The following is a 16,757-nucleotide window of genomic DNA, read 5'->3' on the forward strand; positions in this document are numbered from 1 at the left end:
CCATGAATAGGTAAGGATGCTCTGTCCACGGCGGACCCCGTGAGCCGCGACGCGCCGCGTTGATCACGCCGAACCGCAAGAGCCAAGGACGAGGAACCAGCTCGCCCGACGACCGACGGGACCGCATGGCCGCCCGATGAGGCGCCGGTCCACGGCCCGCAGCAGTGCGGGCCCGCGCGGTCCCGGCGGGACCCCCCACATATTGGAGTACGTGTGACGCCGTCAGACGCCGGAAAGACCCCTGCTCAGCGCTCCCGCCTGCGCCGCCGTCGGACCATAGCGGCCGCCGTGGTCCTCGCGGTGGGCGGCGCCGTCGGGGTGGCCGCCTGCGGTCATGGCGGCGGCAGTGACAAGGCCGCCGCGGCCACCTCCGCCCCGGCCCGGACATCGGCCGCGCCGTCCGCCTCGCCCTCGGCCCCTGGTGCCCCCGCAGGTCCCTCGGGTGCTGCCTCCACCCCCGCCGCCACCCAGTCCCGGGTGGACGCCGACGTCGCCAAGCAGGCGTCCGACGTGAAGATCAACATCACGCCGAGGACCGGCAGCACCGGCGCCGACATCAACAGGGGCACCAAGGTCTTCGTCACCGACGGCACCCTCACCTCGGTCACCATGACGGTGAAGCCCACCGGCCAGAAGGTGGCCGGCACGATATCCGCCGACCGCACGAGCTGGTCGCCGGACGTCAAGCTCGCCCGCGGCACCCAGTACCAGATATCCGCCGCGGCCACCGACACGCACGGCCGGAGCACCACCGCGAACTCCGTCTTCGCCACCGTCTCCACGGCCGGCAGCTTCATCGGCTACTTCACGCCGGAGGACGGCTCGACCGTCGGCGTCGGCATGCCGGTCTCGATCAACTTCGACAAGCCCATCGCGAGCCAGGACCGCGCCGCCGTGCAGAAGGCGGTCACCGTGTCGTCCAGCAGCGGCCAGCAGGTCGTCGGCCACTGGTTCGGCTCCAGCCGGCTCGATCTGCGCCCGCAGAACTACTGGCTGGCCGGCTCGCACGTCTCGCTCACCCTCAAGCTCGACGGGGTGGAGGGCGCGCCCGGCGTCCACGGCGTCCAGGACAGGACCGTCAGCTTCGACGTGGGCCGCTCCCAGGTCTCCACGGTCGACACCCAGACCCATGAGATGACCGTCGTCCGTGACGGCAAGGTCATCGGCACCATCCCGATCTCGTCCGGCACCACCCCGCAGTTCACCACCTACAACGGGCAGATGGTGATCTCGGAGAAGGACCAGTCCACCCGGATGAACAGCGCGACCGTCGGCCTGAAGGACAAGGACGGCAAGAGCGAGTACGACATCCCGGACGTCCCGCACGCCATGCGGCTGAGCACCTCCGGCACCTTCATCCACGGCAACTACTGGGCCGCCCCGTCCGTCTTCGGCCACGCCAACACCAGCCACGGCTGCATCGGCATGGCCGACGTCAAGGGCGGCAAGGACCCGAACACCCCGGCCGCGTGGTTCTACAACCACTCGATGGTCGGTGACGTGGTCGTCGTCAAGAACTCGCCGGACAAGACGATCGCGCCGGACAACGGGCTCAACGGCTGGAACATGAGCTGGAGCGACTGGCTGGCCGGGTCGGCGCTCCGCTGACCGTCCTCGTCCGATGGGCCCCGGCCCCGCCTGCCGCGCGATCGGCTCAGGCCCGCTCCCGCACCCGCGCGTTCCGCCCGTTCCGTCCGGCCCCACGGCCGGACGGGACGGGCGGTCGCCTTACGCCTTCGCCGTCACGGTGCTGATCCAGGCCGCCGGGTCGTCGAGCACGGTCCGTACCGAGCTGTAGGCGGCGCCCCGCAGCACCCCGTCACGGCCGAGACGTGAGGTGACGAGGTCCTCGGGCCGCCACTGGCGGTCGGTGACGCGGGCGGCCAGTTCGCGCCGGACGCCGGGCAGCAGCCAGGGCGCCAGATCGGCCAGCGGGCCGCCCACCACGACCGCCTGCGGGTCGAGCAGGTTCACCGCCCCGCTCAGCGCGATGCCGAGCGCCGCGCCCGCTTCCGCGAGGGCCAGCAGCGCGGCCGGATCGCCCCTGCGGGCGGCCTCGCGCAGCGCCGCCGGGCCGCTGTTCCCGTGATCCGCGTGGTCCGCCTGCTCCCCGCTGTTCCCGGGCGCCGCCACCCCCGCCGCCCGCAGCAGCGCCTCCTCCCCGGCGTACGTCTCCAGGCAGCCGGTCGCGCCGCACGAGCACAGCGGACCGTCCGGGCGGACCGGGACATGGCCGAGTTCACCCGCGAAGCCCCGCGCGCCCCGGAAGAGCCGGCCCTCCACCACCAGGGCGGCGCCGATGCCGATCTCGGCGGAGACATGGACGAAGTCGGCGAGCTTGTCGTGCCCGCCGAGCCAGAGTTCGGCGAGGGCGCCGAGATTGGCCTCGTTCTCCACGACGGTCCGCTCGCCGAGGGCCGCGGCGACCGGGACGTCCTCCCAGCCGAGGTTGGGCGCCCGCAGTACGGTGCCCCGGTCGCGGCCGACCAGGCCCGGGACGGCGATAGTGGTGCCGACCGGGCGCAGTCCCGCCTGCTCGGCCTCCGCCGTGACGCGGGCGGTCAGCTCGGCGAGTTCGGCGAGGACGGCGGGGGCCGGGCGGTTGCGGTTCGCCGCCGGAGCCTCGGCGCGGCAGCGGACGACGCCGCGCATGTCCACCACACAGGCGGCGAGATGGTCGACGCCGATCTCGGCGCCCACCCCGGCCGGGCCGGTGGCGGACAGCGCGAGCGCGGTGCCGGGGCGGCCCACCGTCCCGGGGCGCTGGGCGCCCCGCTCCTCCAGCAGGCCGGCCACCAGCAACTCGTCCACCAGCGTCGACACGGTGGCCCGGGTCAGGCCGACCTCCACGGCGACCCCGGCCCGCGTCACCTTCTCGCCGGCCGCGAGCACCCGCATCACCGCCGCCATGTTCCGCCGCCGGAGCCCCGTCTGGGCGCCCGTCCCGTTGCCTTTCCCCACGGAGCTCCTTCCTTCGGTTCCTCGCGTGCCTTGGCGCCGGCGTCGGTGTTCTGGTGCGCTCTTCCGTTCGGCCGGTGCGGGTCGTCCGGCCGGTCCAGCCCGTCCGGCCCGTCCGGCCCTCAGTATGTGCGGCCCGGCCACGCCGGAAGGTCAGCTTGCCGCCAAGGGCAGGGCGGCCGACAGCCGGGCCAGCGCGTCGTCGTCCCGGGGGAGCGGGTCGAGGAGCGGTCCGCGCGAGGTGTTCCAGCGGCGGGCGATCGCGGTGGGCTCCTCGCCGCTGAGGAGCGCCGCCGCCTGGACGGCCGCGCCGAGGGCGACCAGCTCCTCGGCCTCGGGCACCTGTACGGGCCGGCCGGACAGCCGGCGGACCGTGTCGCGCCAGACCGCGCCCCGGGCGCCGCCGCCGATCAGCAGCAGCGGCTCGCCCGACCCCGACCCCGACCCGGACCCCGGCGCACCGGAGCCCCGCGAATCCCCGTCGCCGTCGACCGCGAGCACCTCGTCGAGCGCCCGCAGCAGCGCCCACACCGCCCCGTCGTACGCCCCTTGCAGGACCTGCCCGGCGGTGGTCTCGTGCCGCAACCCGGTGAGCAGCCCGGACGCGTACGGCAGGTTGGGCGTCCGCTCCCCGTCGAGGAAGGGCAGGAAGGCCACCGAGCCGCCGGGCTCCACCTCCTCCCGCCGCCGGCCGAGCAGCGCGGCCACCTTGTCGACGGCCATCGTGCAGTTCAGGGTGCAGGCGAGCGGCAGCCAGCCCCCGTCGGCGGCGGCGAACCCGGCCACCGTGCCGGTCGGGTCCGCGGGGCGCCGGCGGGAGACTGCGTAGACGGTGCCGGACGTACCGAGGCTGAGCACGGCCCGGCCGGGGGTGAGCCCGAGGCCGAGCGCCGCCGCCGCGTTGTCGCCGGTGCCGGCCGCGACCAGCGCGCCGGCCGGCAGCGGCAGCCGCTCCCGTACGGTGCCGGCCTGCTGACCGGGCCGCAGCACGGTGGGGAGCAGCTTCGGGTCGAGCCCGATCTCGCCCAGGAGCGTCTCGTCGTACCCGCCGGGGGCGGCCGCGCTGTCCCCGGCGGCCGAAGCGGTGGCCGAACCGGGGGCCGTATCCGTGGCCGAGGCCGACGGGGCGCCCGAAGCCCACCAGCCGGTGCCGGACGCGTCCCCCCGGTCGGTGACGGCGGCCCCGCTGAGCCGCTCGGTCAGAAAGTCGTGCGGCAGGCGTACGGCCGCCGCTGCCGCCGCCACCTCGGGCTCGTGCGCCCGCAGCCACTCCCACTTGGTCACCGTGAAGCTGGCGCCGGGCACCGAGCCGAAGCGCTCGGCCCACCACCCGGCGCCGTACCGCTCCACCAGGGCGGTCGCCTGCGGCGCGGACCGTACGTCGTTCCAGAGCAGGGCGGGACGCAGCGGGCGCCCGGCCGCGTCGAGGACGACCAGACCGTGCTGCTGACCGCCGACGGATATGGCCGCCGCGCGGCGGGCGTAGTCACCCAACTGGTCGAGCGCGTCGAGCAGCGCGCGCCACCACTCCTCGGGGTCGCTCTCGCGTCCCGCGCCGCCGCTGACGGTGTGCGGGGCCTGGCCGCGGGCCAGCACCTCGCCGGTGTCGGCGTCCACCGCGAGCACCTTGGTGGACTGGGTTGAGCTGTCCACCCCGAGCACGATCGGCCCGTGGCCGCGCTCCCCGCTCCCCGCCCCGCCCCGAGGGTTCGATGGCCGACTCCGCGGCTCGTCCTGCGGCTGACTCTCCGACGCCATGCGATCCGCATCCTTTCCCGCGTCCATGACCACCCTTGCCGGGCTCTGACCGTACTGGCCGTGCTTGTTGTGCCCGCCGCGCTTCTTGAAGCTCGACCGTGCTTGTCGACGCTCGACCGTGCTTCTCGGCGGTGCCCACTTCCCATCATCGGCCTCGCATACTAATTTGTTCAACAGTCTGACGAATAGGAGTGGACCACCATGACTTCCGCCACGCCCGCGCCCTCCGGTTCCGGGAACCCCTACACCCCGGCGCCCGAGCACAAGTTCACCTTCGGCCTGTGGACGGTCGGCTGGCAGGGCCGCGACCCGTTCGGTGACGCCACCCGCGCGCCGCTCGACCCGGTCGAGAGCGTCACCCGCCTCGCCGAACTCGGCGCGTACGGGGTGACCTTCCACGACGACGACCTGATCCCGTTCGGCTCCTCCGACACCGAGCGCGACGCGCACATCAAGCGCTTCCGGCAGGCGCTGGACAGCACCGGGCTCGCCGTCCCGATGGCGACCACCAACCTCTTCACCCACCCGGTCTTCAAGGACGGCGCCTTCACCGCCAACGACCGCGACGTCCGCCGCTACGCGCTGCGCAAGACCATCCGCAACATCGACCTCGCGGTGGAACTGGGCGCCAAGGTGTACGTCGCCTGGGGCGGCCGGGAGGGCGCGGAGTCCGGCGCCGCCAAGGACGTACGGGCCGCCCTCGACCGGATGAAGGAGGCGTTCGACCTGCTGGGCGACTATGTCACCGAGCAGGGCTACGACCTGCGGTTCGCCATCGAGCCCAAGCCGAACGAGCCCCGCGGCGACATCCTGCTGCCGACCGTGGGCCACGCCCTCGCCTTCATCAACTCGCTGGAGCGGCCCGACATCGTCGGCGTCAACCCCGAGGTGGGCCACGAGCAGATGGCCGGGCTGAACTTCCCGCACGGCATCGCCCAGGCGCTCTGGCACGGCAAGCTCTTCCACCTCGACCTCAACGGGCAGACCGGCATCAAGTACGACCAGGACCTGCGCTTCGGCGCGGGTGACCTGCGGTCGGCGTTCTGGCTGGTGGACCTGTTGGAGACGGCCGGCTACGAGGGGATGCGGCACTTCGACTTCAAGCCGCCGCGTACCGAGGACTACGAGGGCGTGTGGGCCTCGGCGGCCGGCTGTATGCGCAACTACCTGATCCTCAAGGAGCACGCGGCCGCCTTCCGCGCCGACCCCGAGGTCCAGGAGGCGCTGCGGGCCTCCCGGCTGCACGAGCTGGTCCAGCCGACCCTCGGCGAGGGGGAGACCCTGGCCGATCTGCTCGCCGACCGTACGGCCTACGAGGAGTTCGACGTGGAGGCTCTCGCGGCCCGCGGTATGGCGTTCGAGCGGCTGGACCAGTTGGCGATGGACCACCTCCTCGGCGCCCGCTGACCCCCTGGGCGGGTGGGCCGCCCGTCGCCTTTCCGGCGCCCCACCCGCCCCGCCGCCGCACCGGCTGCCGCCCGGCCGCCGACCTCCGGGTGCCCCGCGCTTGCCGGCCGCGCCGCCCTTCTCGTACGGCTTTCCGTACGGCTTCCGGTACGGCCCCGGCCCGGTCCGCCGGGTGCGGCGGTTCTGGCGTTTGTCCGGGCCGTAGGGTGCCGGTCGGCCGGGCATATGTGTCCGCCGGGTGTCCCCCGAACGGCTTTGTGTGCCGGCGCGGTCCCGGGTAGGTGTGCGTCCATGACCCGCACACAGCCAACGCAGCCCGCGCGCCCAACGCAGCCGGCACAGCCCGTGGACGCCGCGCCGCGTACGCCGCCGCCCCCGCTGACCATGACCGGCACGGTCCTCGACACCCCCGACCCGCATGCCCTGGCCGACTTCTACCGGCGGCTGCTCGGCTGGGAGGTCACGCAGGACGAGCCGGACTGGGTGAAACTCAACCCGCCCGGCGGGGGGCCTGGCCTTTCCTTCCAGGCCGAGCCCGCCTTCGTACGCCCCCACTGGCCGGCCACGCCGGGCGAGCAGCAGATGATGCTGCACCTCGACATCGAGACCCCCGACCTGGCCGCCTCCGTCGCCCACGCCCGCGCCCTGGGCGCGACCCTCCCCGACTTCCAGCCCCAGCCCGACGTCCGCGTCCTCCTCGACCCCGCCGGCCACCCCTTCTGCCTCTGGACCCCCACCCCCTGACCCGCCGTCGACCAGGTGTTGGTGGAGGTGCGCCCCACGCGGAGGATGGGACGACCGCTGGGGCTGGTGGGGTGGGTGGAGGGTAAGGAATTGTCGGGGTAATGCAAAAAATGAACAGGAGGGCGTAGTTTGAGTCCAAAGTTGCGAAATCATTTCGCAGGAATCTTGTGGAACGGGACAGCCGGGCCCTAATGTCACCTCACCCTTGATGGCGTCAGACCCGAGAGAAACGAGCCTTCGATGTCACGGAGCAGCACAGGTGCCGCGGCGAGACGGTCCGGCAGGCCGCGGCGAAGAGCCGTCGTGGTGGTCGCCTCGCTGACCGCGGCCGCGGCGGGCCTCACCATGCTGACCGGCGGCGCCGCCGTCGCCGGCACCCGCGGCACCGCGACCGCCACCGCGCAGCCCGCGGTCACCCGCGCCGCCCTCGCCCCCTCGCTCGTCGCCGGCAAGGGCGCGAGCGTCGGCTTCGCCGAGCAGGAGGCCGAGCACGCCAGGACCAACGGCACCGTCATCGGCCCCGGCCGCGCCGCGTACACCCTGCCCGCCGAAGCGTCCGGCCGCAGCGCCGTCACCCTCCAGCCGGGCCAGTACGTCGAGTTCACGCTGCCGAACACCACCAACGCGATCAACGTCCGCTACAGCATCCCGGACGCCCCGGCCGGCGGCGGCATCACCTCGCCGCTCAACGTGACGGTCAACGGCGGCGCCAAGAAGTCGATGACGCTCAGCTCGCAGTACGCCTGGCTCTACAACCTGTACCCGTTCTCGAACGACCCCGGCGCGGACATCCTGCACCCGGACTACTGGGTCACCGAGTGCGCCTGCGTCCCCCAGGACACCACACCCGCCCCGGTCTTCCCCAAGCCCTTCCGCCCCAACCACTTCTACGACGAGCAGCGCCTGCTGCTCGGCCGCACCTACCACGCGGGCGACACCATCAGGCTGACCGCGCCGGCCGGCGCCGCGCCCACCACCATCGACCTGCTCGACTCCCAGCAGGTCGCCCCGCCGAAGGTGGACCTGCTCGCCGCCAACGTGCTGCTCTTCGGCGCCGACCCGACCGGCCGCCATGACTCCGCCGACGCCATCGACAAGGCGATCGCCTTCGCGAAGCGGAGCCACCTCAAGGTCTACATCCCACCGGGCACGTACCAGGTCAACCGGCACATCATCGTCGACAACGTGACGATCGAGGGCGCGGGCAACTGGTACACGATCATCAAGGGTCACCAGGTCGAACTCGCCGCCCCCGCCCCCGACGGCTCGGTGCACACCGGCGTCGGCTTCTACGGCAAGGACGCCTCGGCCGGCGGCAGTTCCGACGTCCACCTGTCCGGCTTCGCCATCGAGGGCGACGTGCGCGAGCGCATCGACACCGACCAGGTGAACGGCATCGGCGGCGCGTTGAGCGACTCCACCATCGACGGCCTCTACATCCAGCACACCAAGGTCGGCATGTGGTTCGACGGCCCGATGGACAACCTGAAGCTGACCGACAACGTGATCGTCGACCAGATCGCCGACGGCATCAACTTCCACACCGGCGTGACGCATTCGACGATCGCGAACAACTTCATCCGCAACAGCGGTGACGACGGCATCGCCCTGTGGTCGGAGAAGACCGAGGACGCGGGCGACACCATCGACCACAACACCGTCCAGACGCCGGTGCTCGCCAACGGCATCGCGGTCTACGGCGGCACCGACAACACCATCTCGGACAACCTCGTCGCGGACCCGATCCGCGAGGGCAGCGCCATCCAGGTCGGCTCCCGCTTCGGCTCCGAGGCGTTCACCGGACACCTGTGGATCACCGGCAACACCACGGTCAGGGCCGGGACTTACGAGCTCAACTGGAACATCGGGCTCGGCGCGATCTGGTTCTACGCGCTGGAGAAGAACATCAGCGCGGACATCGAGGTGACCGGGGACAGCTTCCTCGACTCCACCTACAACGCGATCATGCTGGTCTCCGACTTCCCGGTGAAGGACCTCTACTCCATCACCAACGTCCACTTCAAGGACATCAAGGTCGACGGCACGGGTACGTCGGTGCTGAGTGCCCGGGTGGCCGGCGGCGCCACCTTCCAGAACGTGGACGCCCGCAACGTCGGCGCGGTCGGCGTCAACAACTGCGGTTCGTTCAACTTCACCCCGGCGGGCTCCGAGTTCACCGTCACCGACCTCGGCGGCAACGACGGTGGCGGCACCACCGGCGACTGGCTGGCGCCCTGGGAACTCCCCAACACCATCACCTGCGACGACCGCCCGCCGGTCGTCACCCCGCCGGCCCCCGCCCAGTGGTGACCGGGCACCTACCGCGACGCACAACCTGACCCATCCCCGCCGGCCGCCCGGGCCTCCCCGCCCGGGTGGCCGGCGGCGTCCATGAGCAGCTCGGCCAGGACGTGGCGCGCGGTCGCGGCCATCACCGGATGGGTGGCCCGGTAGTAGGCCAGCTCGCTGAGGGCGATGGACAGGGCCCAGCCGCGGGCGCGCAGCCAGGTCGCGTCGTCGACGTCCAGGGCGGTCCTGAAGACGGTACGGGCGGGGGCGGGGAAGAGACTCCAGGCCGCGATCAGGTCGACCGCCGGGTCGCCGAGGCCGACGCAGCCGAAGTCGATGACCGCGCTGAGGCGGCCGGCGTCGAGCAGGACGTTGCCGGGGGAGAGGTCGGCGTGCACCCACACGGAGGGGCCCGGCCAGGAGGGCGCGCCCAGGGCGGCTTCCCAGCCGGCGGTCGCCGCGCCGGTGTCGATGTCTCCGCGCAGCGTGCCGATCGCGGCGCGGGTGGCGGCGTCCCGCGCGGTCAGCGGCTCGCTGCGGTAGCAGGGCGGGCCGCCGGCCGGGTCGACGCGATGCAGTGCGGTGATGAAGCCGGCCAGATCGCGGGCCAGCGGGTCGGCCCCGGCGACCTGTCCGGGCGACGGATTCGCGCCCGGCAGCCAGGAGTGCACCGACCAGGGATACGGATACCCCTCGGCGGGGCGGCCCTTGGCGAGCGGCGCCGGGATCGCCACCGGCAGCGCGGGCGCCAGTGCCGGCAGCCAGCGGGCCTCCGTCTCGACGTCCTTCACCCCGCCTTCGATCCGGGGCAGCCGTACGGCCATCGTGTCACCGAGCCGGTACACCGCGTTGACGGTCCCGGCCGAGTCGACCGGCTCGACCGGAAGCCCGGACCACTCCGGGAACTGCCCGGCGACCAGCCGCCGTACCAGGTCCGGGTCGGTCGCCACCTCGTCGGCATGCATCCTCGGGCGCCGCACAGCTCCCATGAGCCCCACCCCTCCCGCCACCTCGCCGCCAAGGCCCCCGATCCAACCGACCCCCGCCCCTGTCGGCAACTCCTTTCCGGCCAGGCCCGGCGGTCATGATCGGCGCCACGACCGCGGCGGGCCGTTATCGACTGCCGACGCGGTACCGCCGCGGGCGGATACCCTCGGTGCCCATGAGCGACAAGCACCGGGAGCACCACTCCTCCGAGCACCACAGCGAGCACTTCGAGACGCTCGCGATCCACGCCGGCCAGCCGGCCGACGCGCAGACCGGAGCCGTGGTGACTCCGATCTACCAGGTGTCGACGTACAAGCAGGACGGCGTCGGCGGCCTGCGCGGCGGCTACGAGTACAGCCGGTCCGCCAACCCCACCAGGACCGCCCTGGAGCGGAACCTCGCCGCGCTCGAGGGCGGGCGCCGCGGTCTCGCCTTCGCCTCCGGGCTGGCCGCCGAGGACTGCCTGCTGCGGACCGTGCTGGCGCCCGGCGACCACGTGGTGATCCCCAACGATGCCTACGGCGGCACGTTCCGGCTGTTCGCCAAGGTGGTGGAGCGCTGGGGGGTGACATGGTCGGTCGCCGACACCTCGGACCCGGCGGCGGTACGGGACGCGGTCCGGCCGGAGACCAAGCTGATCTGGGTGGAGACCCCGTCGAACCCGCTGCTCGGCATCAGCGACATCACCGCGCTCGCCGGGGTGGCCCGGCAGGCGGGGGTCAGGCTGGTGGTGGACAACACCTTCGCCAGCCCCTACCTCCAGCAGCCGCTCGCGCTCGGCGCCGACGTGGTCGTGCACTCCACGACGAAGTACATGGGCGGGCACTCCGACGTGATCGGCGGCGCGCTGATCACCGCGGACGCGGAACTGGGCGAGGAGTTGGCGTACCACCAGAACGCGATGGGCGCGGTGTCCGGGCCGTTCGACGCGTGGCTGGTCATGCGGGGTCTGAAGACGCTCGCGGTACGGATGGACCGGCACTGCGCCAACGCCGAACGGGTGGTGGCGATGCTGAGTGCGCATCCGCGGGTCGCCGAGGTGTACTACCCCGGGCTGCCCGAACACCCCGGGCACGAGGTGGCCGCCAAGCAGATGAAGGCGTTCGGCGGGATGGTGTCGTTCCGGGTCGAGGGCGGCGAGGAGGCGGCGGTCGAGGTGTGCGACCGGGCGCGGCTCTTCACGCTCGGGGAGTCGCTCGGCGGTGTCGAGTCGCTGATCGAGCATCCGGGGCGGATGACGCATGCGTCGGTGGCCGGGTCGGAGCTGGAGGTGCCGGGGGATTTGATTCGGCTGTCGGTCGGGATCGAGGCGGCGGATGATCTTTTGGCTGATTTGACGCGGGCGCTGGGCTAAGAGGGCCCTCGGGGTTCGGGTCGCTTCGGTTGTCTGTCGGGTGCCGCCGTTTTGGGCTGAGCGCGCAGTTCCTCGCGCCCCTTTGGGCGGGGGTCCGCTGGCCCGAAGGGGTTGGTGCGGGTTCGCCGGGGAGTTTTAGCGGGCTATCGGGGACCACCAGGGGTTGTCGGTGGGGGAGGTGGAGGCGGCGGGGTGGGGCCAGAAGGTGATGGTGAGGGCGAGGGCGGTGAGGAGGGCGGCGGTCAGGAGGAGCCAGAGGGTGGTGTGGAGGGCGCGGCGGCGGCGGACGATACGGCGGCCGCGGCGCATCGCGCGGGCGCCGAGGTCGGCGGGGACGACCGGGTGCGGGGTGTCGAGCAGCCGCCGCACCTCGTCGTCGCGGCGATTGGGCACCGCGCTCACCGCGTGACCTCTTCGGCCGCCGCCTGGCGGGCCTCGGCCACCGAGCGCGGCGCGGCCGGACCTCCGCCGTAGAGCCCGCCGGGATCGTCCCGCCGGCTGCGCAGCGTCGCCGTCGCGCGCGCCCCGATCGCCCGCACCCGTTCGGCGGGCAGCCCGAGTTGGGCCGCCGTCTGCTCCTCGGCGACCCCTTCGAAGAACCGCAGGGTGACCACGAGCCGTTCCTGCGCGGTGAGCCGGTCGAGCTCGCCGCCCTGCGGCCGCCGCCACCAGGGGCGGTAGGCGAACCGCCGCACCAGCTCGCCCCTCGCCTGGTCGTACGGATCATCCGCGCGCATCCGCAGCCAGTCGGCGTAGACCCGGGCGAGCGTGGCGGTGAGCAGGCGGTCCGCCGCCTCCCGGTCGCCGGTGAGCAGCGTCGCGGCGTGCAGCAGGCGTCCCGCCGCGCCCGCCGTGAACGCCGCGAACTCGGCGTCCCGTCGGAGTTCCGCTGCCGCCCGGCGCTTCCCCACGCGGCCATGGGACGGCAACCGGACGGCCCGGGTCAAGCCCCCTGCGTCTCCCCCCGCGACCCGGTGCCCCCGCCCGTGCCACCGGACTCACCGGCCCCAGCGGCGACGCTCCCGGCCTCCAGGGCCTCCCCGGCGGCTTCCCCGGCCGCGGGGTCCGCTGACTGGCCCGAGGAGCCCTGCCGGCCCTCTTGACCGGGCTGCCCGCCCCCCGCGTGCCACTCGGACAGCGCGGTGTTGAACCGTACGAGCAGCTCGGTGAAGGCCTCCCGCTCCTCGGTGGTCCAGTCACCGGTGACGTCGGCCATCAGCCGCCGCCGCGAGACGCGCACATCGTCGAGCCGGCCCCGGCCGCGCGGCGAAAGGGCGAGCACGACCGCACGTCCGTCCTCGGGGTGGGACGTGCGTTTGACCAGCCCGGTGTCGACCAGCGGCGCGACCTGCCGGGTCACCGTGGACGAGTCGATGCCCATGGCCTCGGCGAGCGCCTTGACGCCCATCGGGCCCTCCCGGTCGAGCCGGTTGAGCAGCAGATAGGCGGCGCGGTCCATGGAGTTGCGGGCCTTGCCGACGCCGCCGAGCCGGGTTTGTTCGGCACGGCGGGCGAAGAGGGCGACCTGATGCTGGAGCCGCTCAAGCAGTTCGGCCGAGGTCTCCGGAGGGTTGGACATGACCTGGAAGCTCGCGTTCTGTCGGTCCTGTTAAGGGGGGCGGGCTGCGGGAAGTTGGCAGAAGAGTACGCGGACCGGCCAGCCCCGGGGCCGTTCCCGCACAAACAGCAATCAGCCGGCTGACCGCTTCCGGCCGCGTCCGCCGGGGCCGCGCGGGCCGGTCCCGACCCGCGCCCGGCCGCCGCATCGCGCCGCCGCCCGGCAGACGCGCTGGTGGGAGCGGCGCAGCCATGATCGGGGCGGAACTGCGAGACTGAGGGCATGGATTCCAGGACCCCGCGGGCGATCACTCTCGACGATGTGCGTGGCGCGCACAAAATGCTGTCGGGAATCGCCAGGAACACCGCCATGGAAACCTCCCGCCATCTCTCGTCACTGGTCGGTGCACCGGTGCACCTCAAATGCGAGAATTTGCAGCGGACCGGATCCTTCAAAATCCGCGGCGCCTACGTACGGATCGCCGGGCTGAGTCCTGAGGAGCACGCGGCCGGCGCCGTCGCGGCCAGCGCCGGCAACCACGCCCAGGGGGTGGCGCTCGCCGCCTCGCTGCTCGGGGTGCGCTCGACCGTCTTCATGCCGATGGGCGCGCCGCTGCCGAAGGTCGCCGCGACCCGCGAGTACGGCGCCGAGGTCCGCCTGCACGGCGCGGTGGTGGACGAGACGCTGCGCGCGGCCATCGCGTACGCCGAGGAGACCGGCGCGGTCTTCATCCACCCCTTCGACCACCCCGACATCATCGCGGGGCAGGGCACGGTGGGCCTGGAGATCCTGGAGCAGTGCCCCGAGGTGCGCACCATCGTGGTGGGCATCGGCGGCGGCGGGCTCGCGGCCGGTGTGGCGGTCGCGGTCAAGGCGATGCGGCCGGAGGTGCGGATCGTCGGGGTGCAGGCGGCGGGCGCCGCGGCCTATCCGCCCTCGCTGGCCGCCGGCCGGCCGGTGGTGCTGCGGTCGGTGGCGACGATGGCCGACGGCATCATGGTGGGCCGGCCGGGTGACATACCGTTCGCGATCATCCGCGACCTGGTGGACGAGGTGGTGACGGTCTCCGAGGCCCAGTTGTCCTCGGCGCTGCTGCTCTGTCTGGAGCGGGCCAAACTGGTGGTTGAGCCGGCCGGGGCGAGTCCGGTGGCGGCGCTGATGGCCGCGCCCGAGGCCTTCGAGGGCCCGGTGGTGGCGCTGCTGTCCGGCGGAAACGTCGACCCGCTGCTCTTGCAGCGGACCCTGCGCCACGGCATGTCGGCGGCCGGCCGCTATCTGTCGCTGCGGGTACGGCTCACCGACCGGCCGGGGGTGCTCGCCACCCTGCTGGGCGTGCTCTCGCTCGCGGACGCCAACGTCCTGGACGTCAGCCATGTGCGGACCGACCCCCGGCTGGGGCTGACCGAGGCGGAGGTCGAGGTGCACCTGGAGACGAAGGGGCCCGAGCACTGCACGGCGGTCGGCGCGGCCCTGGAGGACGCGGGGTACACGGTGATCGCCTGACGCGAGGTCTTCGTTCGTACGGGCAAGTCGGATAATCCGCTTGACGCGATATATCGCGTCTGGCATTGTCGCGTCGTGCCGCGGCGAGCGATGAGTTTCGCCCGCGCGGCCGGTCGAACACACGAGCGCGCCATCAGCCGGACAGGTGAAGAAGCGCGCCGACGCGAAACCCATCACCGCCGCCGATCGCCACACGATCACCGCAACGAACGGGAGCCAGAACATGCCGGGCGCCATCTACGCAGAAGGTCTCGTGAAGACCTTCGGCGATGTCAGGGCACTGGGGGGAGTGGATCTCGACGTACCCGAAGGCACCGTTCTGGGCCTGCTCGGCCCGAACGGCGCGGGGAAGACCACGGCCGTCCGCGTCCTGACCACCCTGCTCCAGCCCGACAGCGGTACCGCCGTTGTCGCGGGCATCGACGTACTCAAGCACCCCAACGAGGTACGCCGCCACATCGGCCTCTCCGGTCAGTTCGCGGCGGTGGACGAGTATCTGACCGGCCGGGAGAACCTCCAGATGGTCGCTCAGCTCTACCAGTTGCCGGCCAAGGCGGCCAAGGCCAGAGCCACCGAACTGCTGGAGCGGTTCCATCTGGCCGACGCCGCCGACCGCACCACCAAGACGTACTCCGGCGGTATGCGCCGCCGGCTCGACCTGGCCGCGGCGCTCGTGGTCAGCCCGCCGGTGATGTTCATGGACGAGCCCACCACCGGGCTCGACCCGCGCAACCGGCAGCAGTTGTGGGAGGTCATCCAGGAACTCGTCGCCGGCGGCACCACCTTGCTGCTGACCACCCAGTATCTGGAGGAGGCCGACCACCTCGCGCACGACATCTGCGTGATCGACCACGGCCTGGTCATCGCCCGCGGCACCTCCGACCAGCTCAAGGCGCAGACCGGCGGCGAGCGGGTCGAGGTCGTCGCGCACGAACGGGACCGGATCGAGGACGCCGCCCGGGTGCTCGCCCGATACGGCAAGAGCGAGGCCAAGATCGAGGAGCACACCCGCAAGATCACCGTCCCGGTCACCGGCGGCGCCAAGCTGCTCGCCGAAGTGATCCGCGACCTGGACGCGGACGGCATCGAGATCGACGACATCGGTCTGCGCCGTCCCACCCTCGACGATGTGTTCATCTCACTGACCGGCCACGGCGCCGAGGCCGGGGAGAACGGCGACCCCGACAAGCCGGGCACCGGCACAACGGCCCCCGGCAATTCACCCGGCGACAACCCGCCCGGCGACAACCCGCCCGGTCCGTCCGCGAAGGAGAACGCCAAGTGAGCGTCGCGACCGACAACCCGCGCAACACCCTGGCGCCCACCCCGCGCGGCGGCCTGGTCGGGGCCGCGCACGACTCGCTGGTGGTCGCCAAACGCAACCTGCTGCGGATGGTCCGGATCCCGGAAGTGATCGTCTTCGGGCTGCTCCAGCCGATCATGTTCGTCGTGCTGTTCAGCTACGTCTTCGGCGGATCGGTCAACATCGGCGGCACCTTCAACGCCTCGGCCTACCGCAACTTCCTGATGGCCGGCATCTTCGCCCAGACCGTCACCTTCGCCACCGCCGGCGCCGGCGCGGGCATCGCCGACGACATGCACAAGGGGCTCGTCGACCGCTTCCGGTCGCTGCCGATGTCCCGGGGCGCGGTGCTCACCGGCCGTACCATCGCCGATCTGGTGCAGACGCTGCTGACCGTGATCGTGCTGGCGATCGTCGGCGTACTGGTCGGCTGGCGGATCCACAACGGGGTGCCCAAGATGCTCGGCGCCTTCGGGCTGCTGCTCCTGCTGGGATACGCCTTCTCCTGGATCGGCGCGCTGATCGGCCTGTCGGTGCGCACCCCGGAGGCGGCCACCTCCGGCGGCCTGGTCTGGCTCTTCCCGGTCACCTTCGTGTCGAACGCGTTCGTCAACCCGGCCGGCATGACGCCGTGGCTGCGGCATGTCGCCGAGTGGAACCCGTTCAGCGCCACCGTGCAGGCGGGCCGGGTGCTCTTCGGCAACCCCGGCGTGGTGAAGTCGAGCGCCTGGCCGATGCAGCACCCGGTCTGGGCCTCGCTGGTCTGGTCGCTGGTGATCGTCGCGGTCTTCCGCACGCTGGCGGTCCGCAAGTACCGCTCGGCGACGGCGTGACCGTGTGACCGCCTGACCGCGTGACCCGGTAGCGGCTCCGGGCCTCGCCGGACGCCCCGGCGG

At 72.6% G+C, this 16,757-nt stretch carries 13 protein-coding genes and 1 pseudogene; 8 read left to right on the forward strand and 6 right to left on the reverse strand.

Features of this window, described 5'->3' with window-relative positions; all coding sequences use genetic code 11:
- Positions 1-213 precede the first annotated feature (213 nt).
- Positions 214-1,608: an Ig-like domain-containing protein gene (locus OG519_RS22305; protein ID WP_405586767.1), complete on the forward strand. Its 1,395-nt coding sequence runs from the start codon at positions 214-216 to the stop codon at positions 1,606-1,608.
- A 120-nt stretch (positions 1,609-1,728) separates the two neighbouring features.
- On the opposite strand, the gene OG519_RS22310 is transcribed toward OG519_RS22305, so the two are convergent.
- Entirely contained in the window at positions 1,729-2,898 is a 1,170-nt protein-coding gene (locus tag OG519_RS22310; protein ID WP_405592901.1) for an ROK family protein, read from the reverse strand.
- Between the two features lie 213 nt (positions 2,899-3,111).
- Positions 3,112-4,611: an FGGY family carbohydrate kinase gene (locus tag OG519_RS22315; protein WP_405586770.1), complete on the reverse strand. Its 1,500-nt coding sequence runs from the start codon at positions 4,609-4,611 to the stop codon at positions 3,112-3,114.
- Positions 4,612-4,917: 306 nt separating this feature from the next.
- On the opposite strand from OG519_RS22315, the gene xylA reads away from it, so the two are divergent.
- The 3 genes from xylA to OG519_RS22330 all read left to right on the forward strand — a co-directional run bounded on the left by xylA (position 4,918) and on the right by OG519_RS22330 (position 9,177).
- A complete protein-coding gene (gene xylA, locus OG519_RS22320; RefSeq protein WP_405586772.1) occupies positions 4,918-6,123 on the forward strand; it encodes a xylose isomerase in 1,206 nt (401 codons plus the stop codon).
- A gap of 291 nt (positions 6,124-6,414) precedes the next feature.
- Positions 6,415-6,867 carry a VOC family protein gene (locus OG519_RS22325; RefSeq protein ID WP_405586775.1) on the forward strand — a complete coding sequence of 151 codons (453 nt, stop codon included), beginning with the start codon at positions 6,415-6,417 and terminating at the stop codon, positions 6,865-6,867.
- Positions 6,868-7,107: 240 nt separating this feature from the next.
- Positions 7,108-9,177: a glycosyl hydrolase family 28-related protein gene (locus OG519_RS22330; protein ID WP_405586777.1), complete on the forward strand. Its 2,070-nt coding sequence runs from the start codon at positions 7,108-7,110 to the stop codon at positions 9,175-9,177.
- Positions 9,178-9,185: 8 nt separating this feature from the next.
- Here OG519_RS22330 and OG519_RS22335 read toward each other — a convergent pair whose 3' ends face one another.
- Entirely contained in the window at positions 9,186-10,145 is a 960-nt protein-coding gene (locus OG519_RS22335) for an aminoglycoside phosphotransferase family protein (protein WP_405586780.1), read from the reverse strand.
- A 173-nt stretch (positions 10,146-10,318) separates the two neighbouring features.
- Between OG519_RS22335 and OG519_RS22340 the strand changes: the two genes are divergently transcribed.
- Positions 10,319-11,497, forward strand: coding sequence for a cystathionine gamma-synthase (locus tag OG519_RS22340; protein WP_405586783.1), 1,179 nt, complete (start codon positions 10,319-10,321; stop codon positions 11,495-11,497).
- Between the two features lie 135 nt (positions 11,498-11,632).
- Here OG519_RS22340 and OG519_RS22345 read toward each other — a convergent pair whose 3' ends face one another.
- The 3 genes and pseudogenes from OG519_RS22345 to OG519_RS22355 all read right to left on the reverse strand — a co-directional run.
- On the reverse strand, positions 11,633-11,899 hold the full coding sequence (locus OG519_RS22345) for a hypothetical protein (RefSeq protein ID WP_405586786.1): 267 nt from the start codon (positions 11,897-11,899) through the stop codon (positions 11,633-11,635).
- Complete coding sequence (locus OG519_RS22350; protein ID WP_405586788.1) at positions 11,896-12,408, reverse strand: sigma factor-like helix-turn-helix DNA-binding protein; 513 nt, start codon at positions 12,406-12,408, stop codon at positions 11,896-11,898. Before OG519_RS22350 ends, OG519_RS22345 begins: the two co-directional genes overlap by 4 nt.
- A gap of 203 nt (positions 12,409-12,611) precedes the next feature.
- Positions 12,612-13,076 (reverse strand): annotated as a pseudogene (locus OG519_RS22355) (MarR family winged helix-turn-helix transcriptional regulator); the annotation flags it as partial.
- Between the two features lie 261 nt (positions 13,077-13,337).
- Between OG519_RS22355 and ilvA the strand changes: the two are divergent.
- The 3 genes from ilvA to OG519_RS22370 all read left to right on the forward strand — a co-directional run bounded on the left by ilvA (position 13,338) and on the right by OG519_RS22370 (position 16,694).
- Positions 13,338-14,558, forward strand: a complete 1,221-nt coding sequence (gene ilvA, locus OG519_RS22360; protein ID WP_405586790.1) for a threonine ammonia-lyase — start codon at positions 13,338-13,340, stop codon at positions 14,556-14,558.
- 223 nt (positions 14,559-14,781) lie between these two features.
- Entirely contained in the window at positions 14,782-15,843 is a 1,062-nt protein-coding gene (locus tag OG519_RS22365) for an ATP-binding cassette domain-containing protein (protein ID WP_405592903.1), read from the forward strand.
- Complete coding sequence (locus OG519_RS22370) at positions 15,840-16,694, forward strand: ABC transporter permease (protein ID WP_405586793.1); 855 nt, start codon at positions 15,840-15,842, stop codon at positions 16,692-16,694. The genes OG519_RS22365 and OG519_RS22370 overlap by 4 nt, the downstream gene beginning before the upstream one ends.
- The last annotated feature ends 63 nt before the right edge of the window (positions 16,695-16,757 follow it).

The organism is Streptomyces sp. NBC_01190 (assembly GCF_045039895.1).
Classification (GTDB): Bacteria; Actinomycetota; Actinomycetes; order Streptomycetales; family Streptomycetaceae; genus Actinacidiphila.

Excerpts from the sequence above, each read along its gene's own strand:
- OG519_RS22325 (WP_405586775.1), top strand. The coding sequence starts at position 6,415 with ATGACCCGCACACAGCCAACGCAGCCCGCGCGCCCAACGCAGCCGGCA.
- OG519_RS22340 (WP_405586783.1), top strand. The coding sequence starts at position 10,319 with ATGAGCGACAAGCACCGGGAGCACCACTCCTCCGAGCACCACAGCGAG.
- OG519_RS22365 (WP_405592903.1), top strand. The coding sequence starts at position 14,782 with ATGCCGGGCGCCATCTACGCAGAAGGTCTCGTGAAGACCTTCGGCGAT.
- OG519_RS22335 (WP_405586780.1), bottom strand. The coding sequence starts at position 10,145 with ATGGGAGCTGTGCGGCGCCCGAGGATGCATGCCGACGAGGTGGCGACC.
- OG519_RS22310 (WP_405592901.1), bottom strand. The coding sequence starts at position 2,898 with ATGCGGGTGCTCGCGGCCGGCGAGAAGGTGACGCGGGCCGGGGTCGCC.
- ilvA (WP_405586790.1), top strand. The coding sequence starts at position 13,338 with ATGGATTCCAGGACCCCGCGGGCGATCACTCTCGACGATGTGCGTGGC.
- xylA (WP_405586772.1), top strand. The coding sequence starts at position 4,918 with ATGACTTCCGCCACGCCCGCGCCCTCCGGTTCCGGGAACCCCTACACC.
- OG519_RS22330 (WP_405586777.1), top strand. The coding sequence starts at position 7,108 with ATGTCACGGAGCAGCACAGGTGCCGCGGCGAGACGGTCCGGCAGGCCG.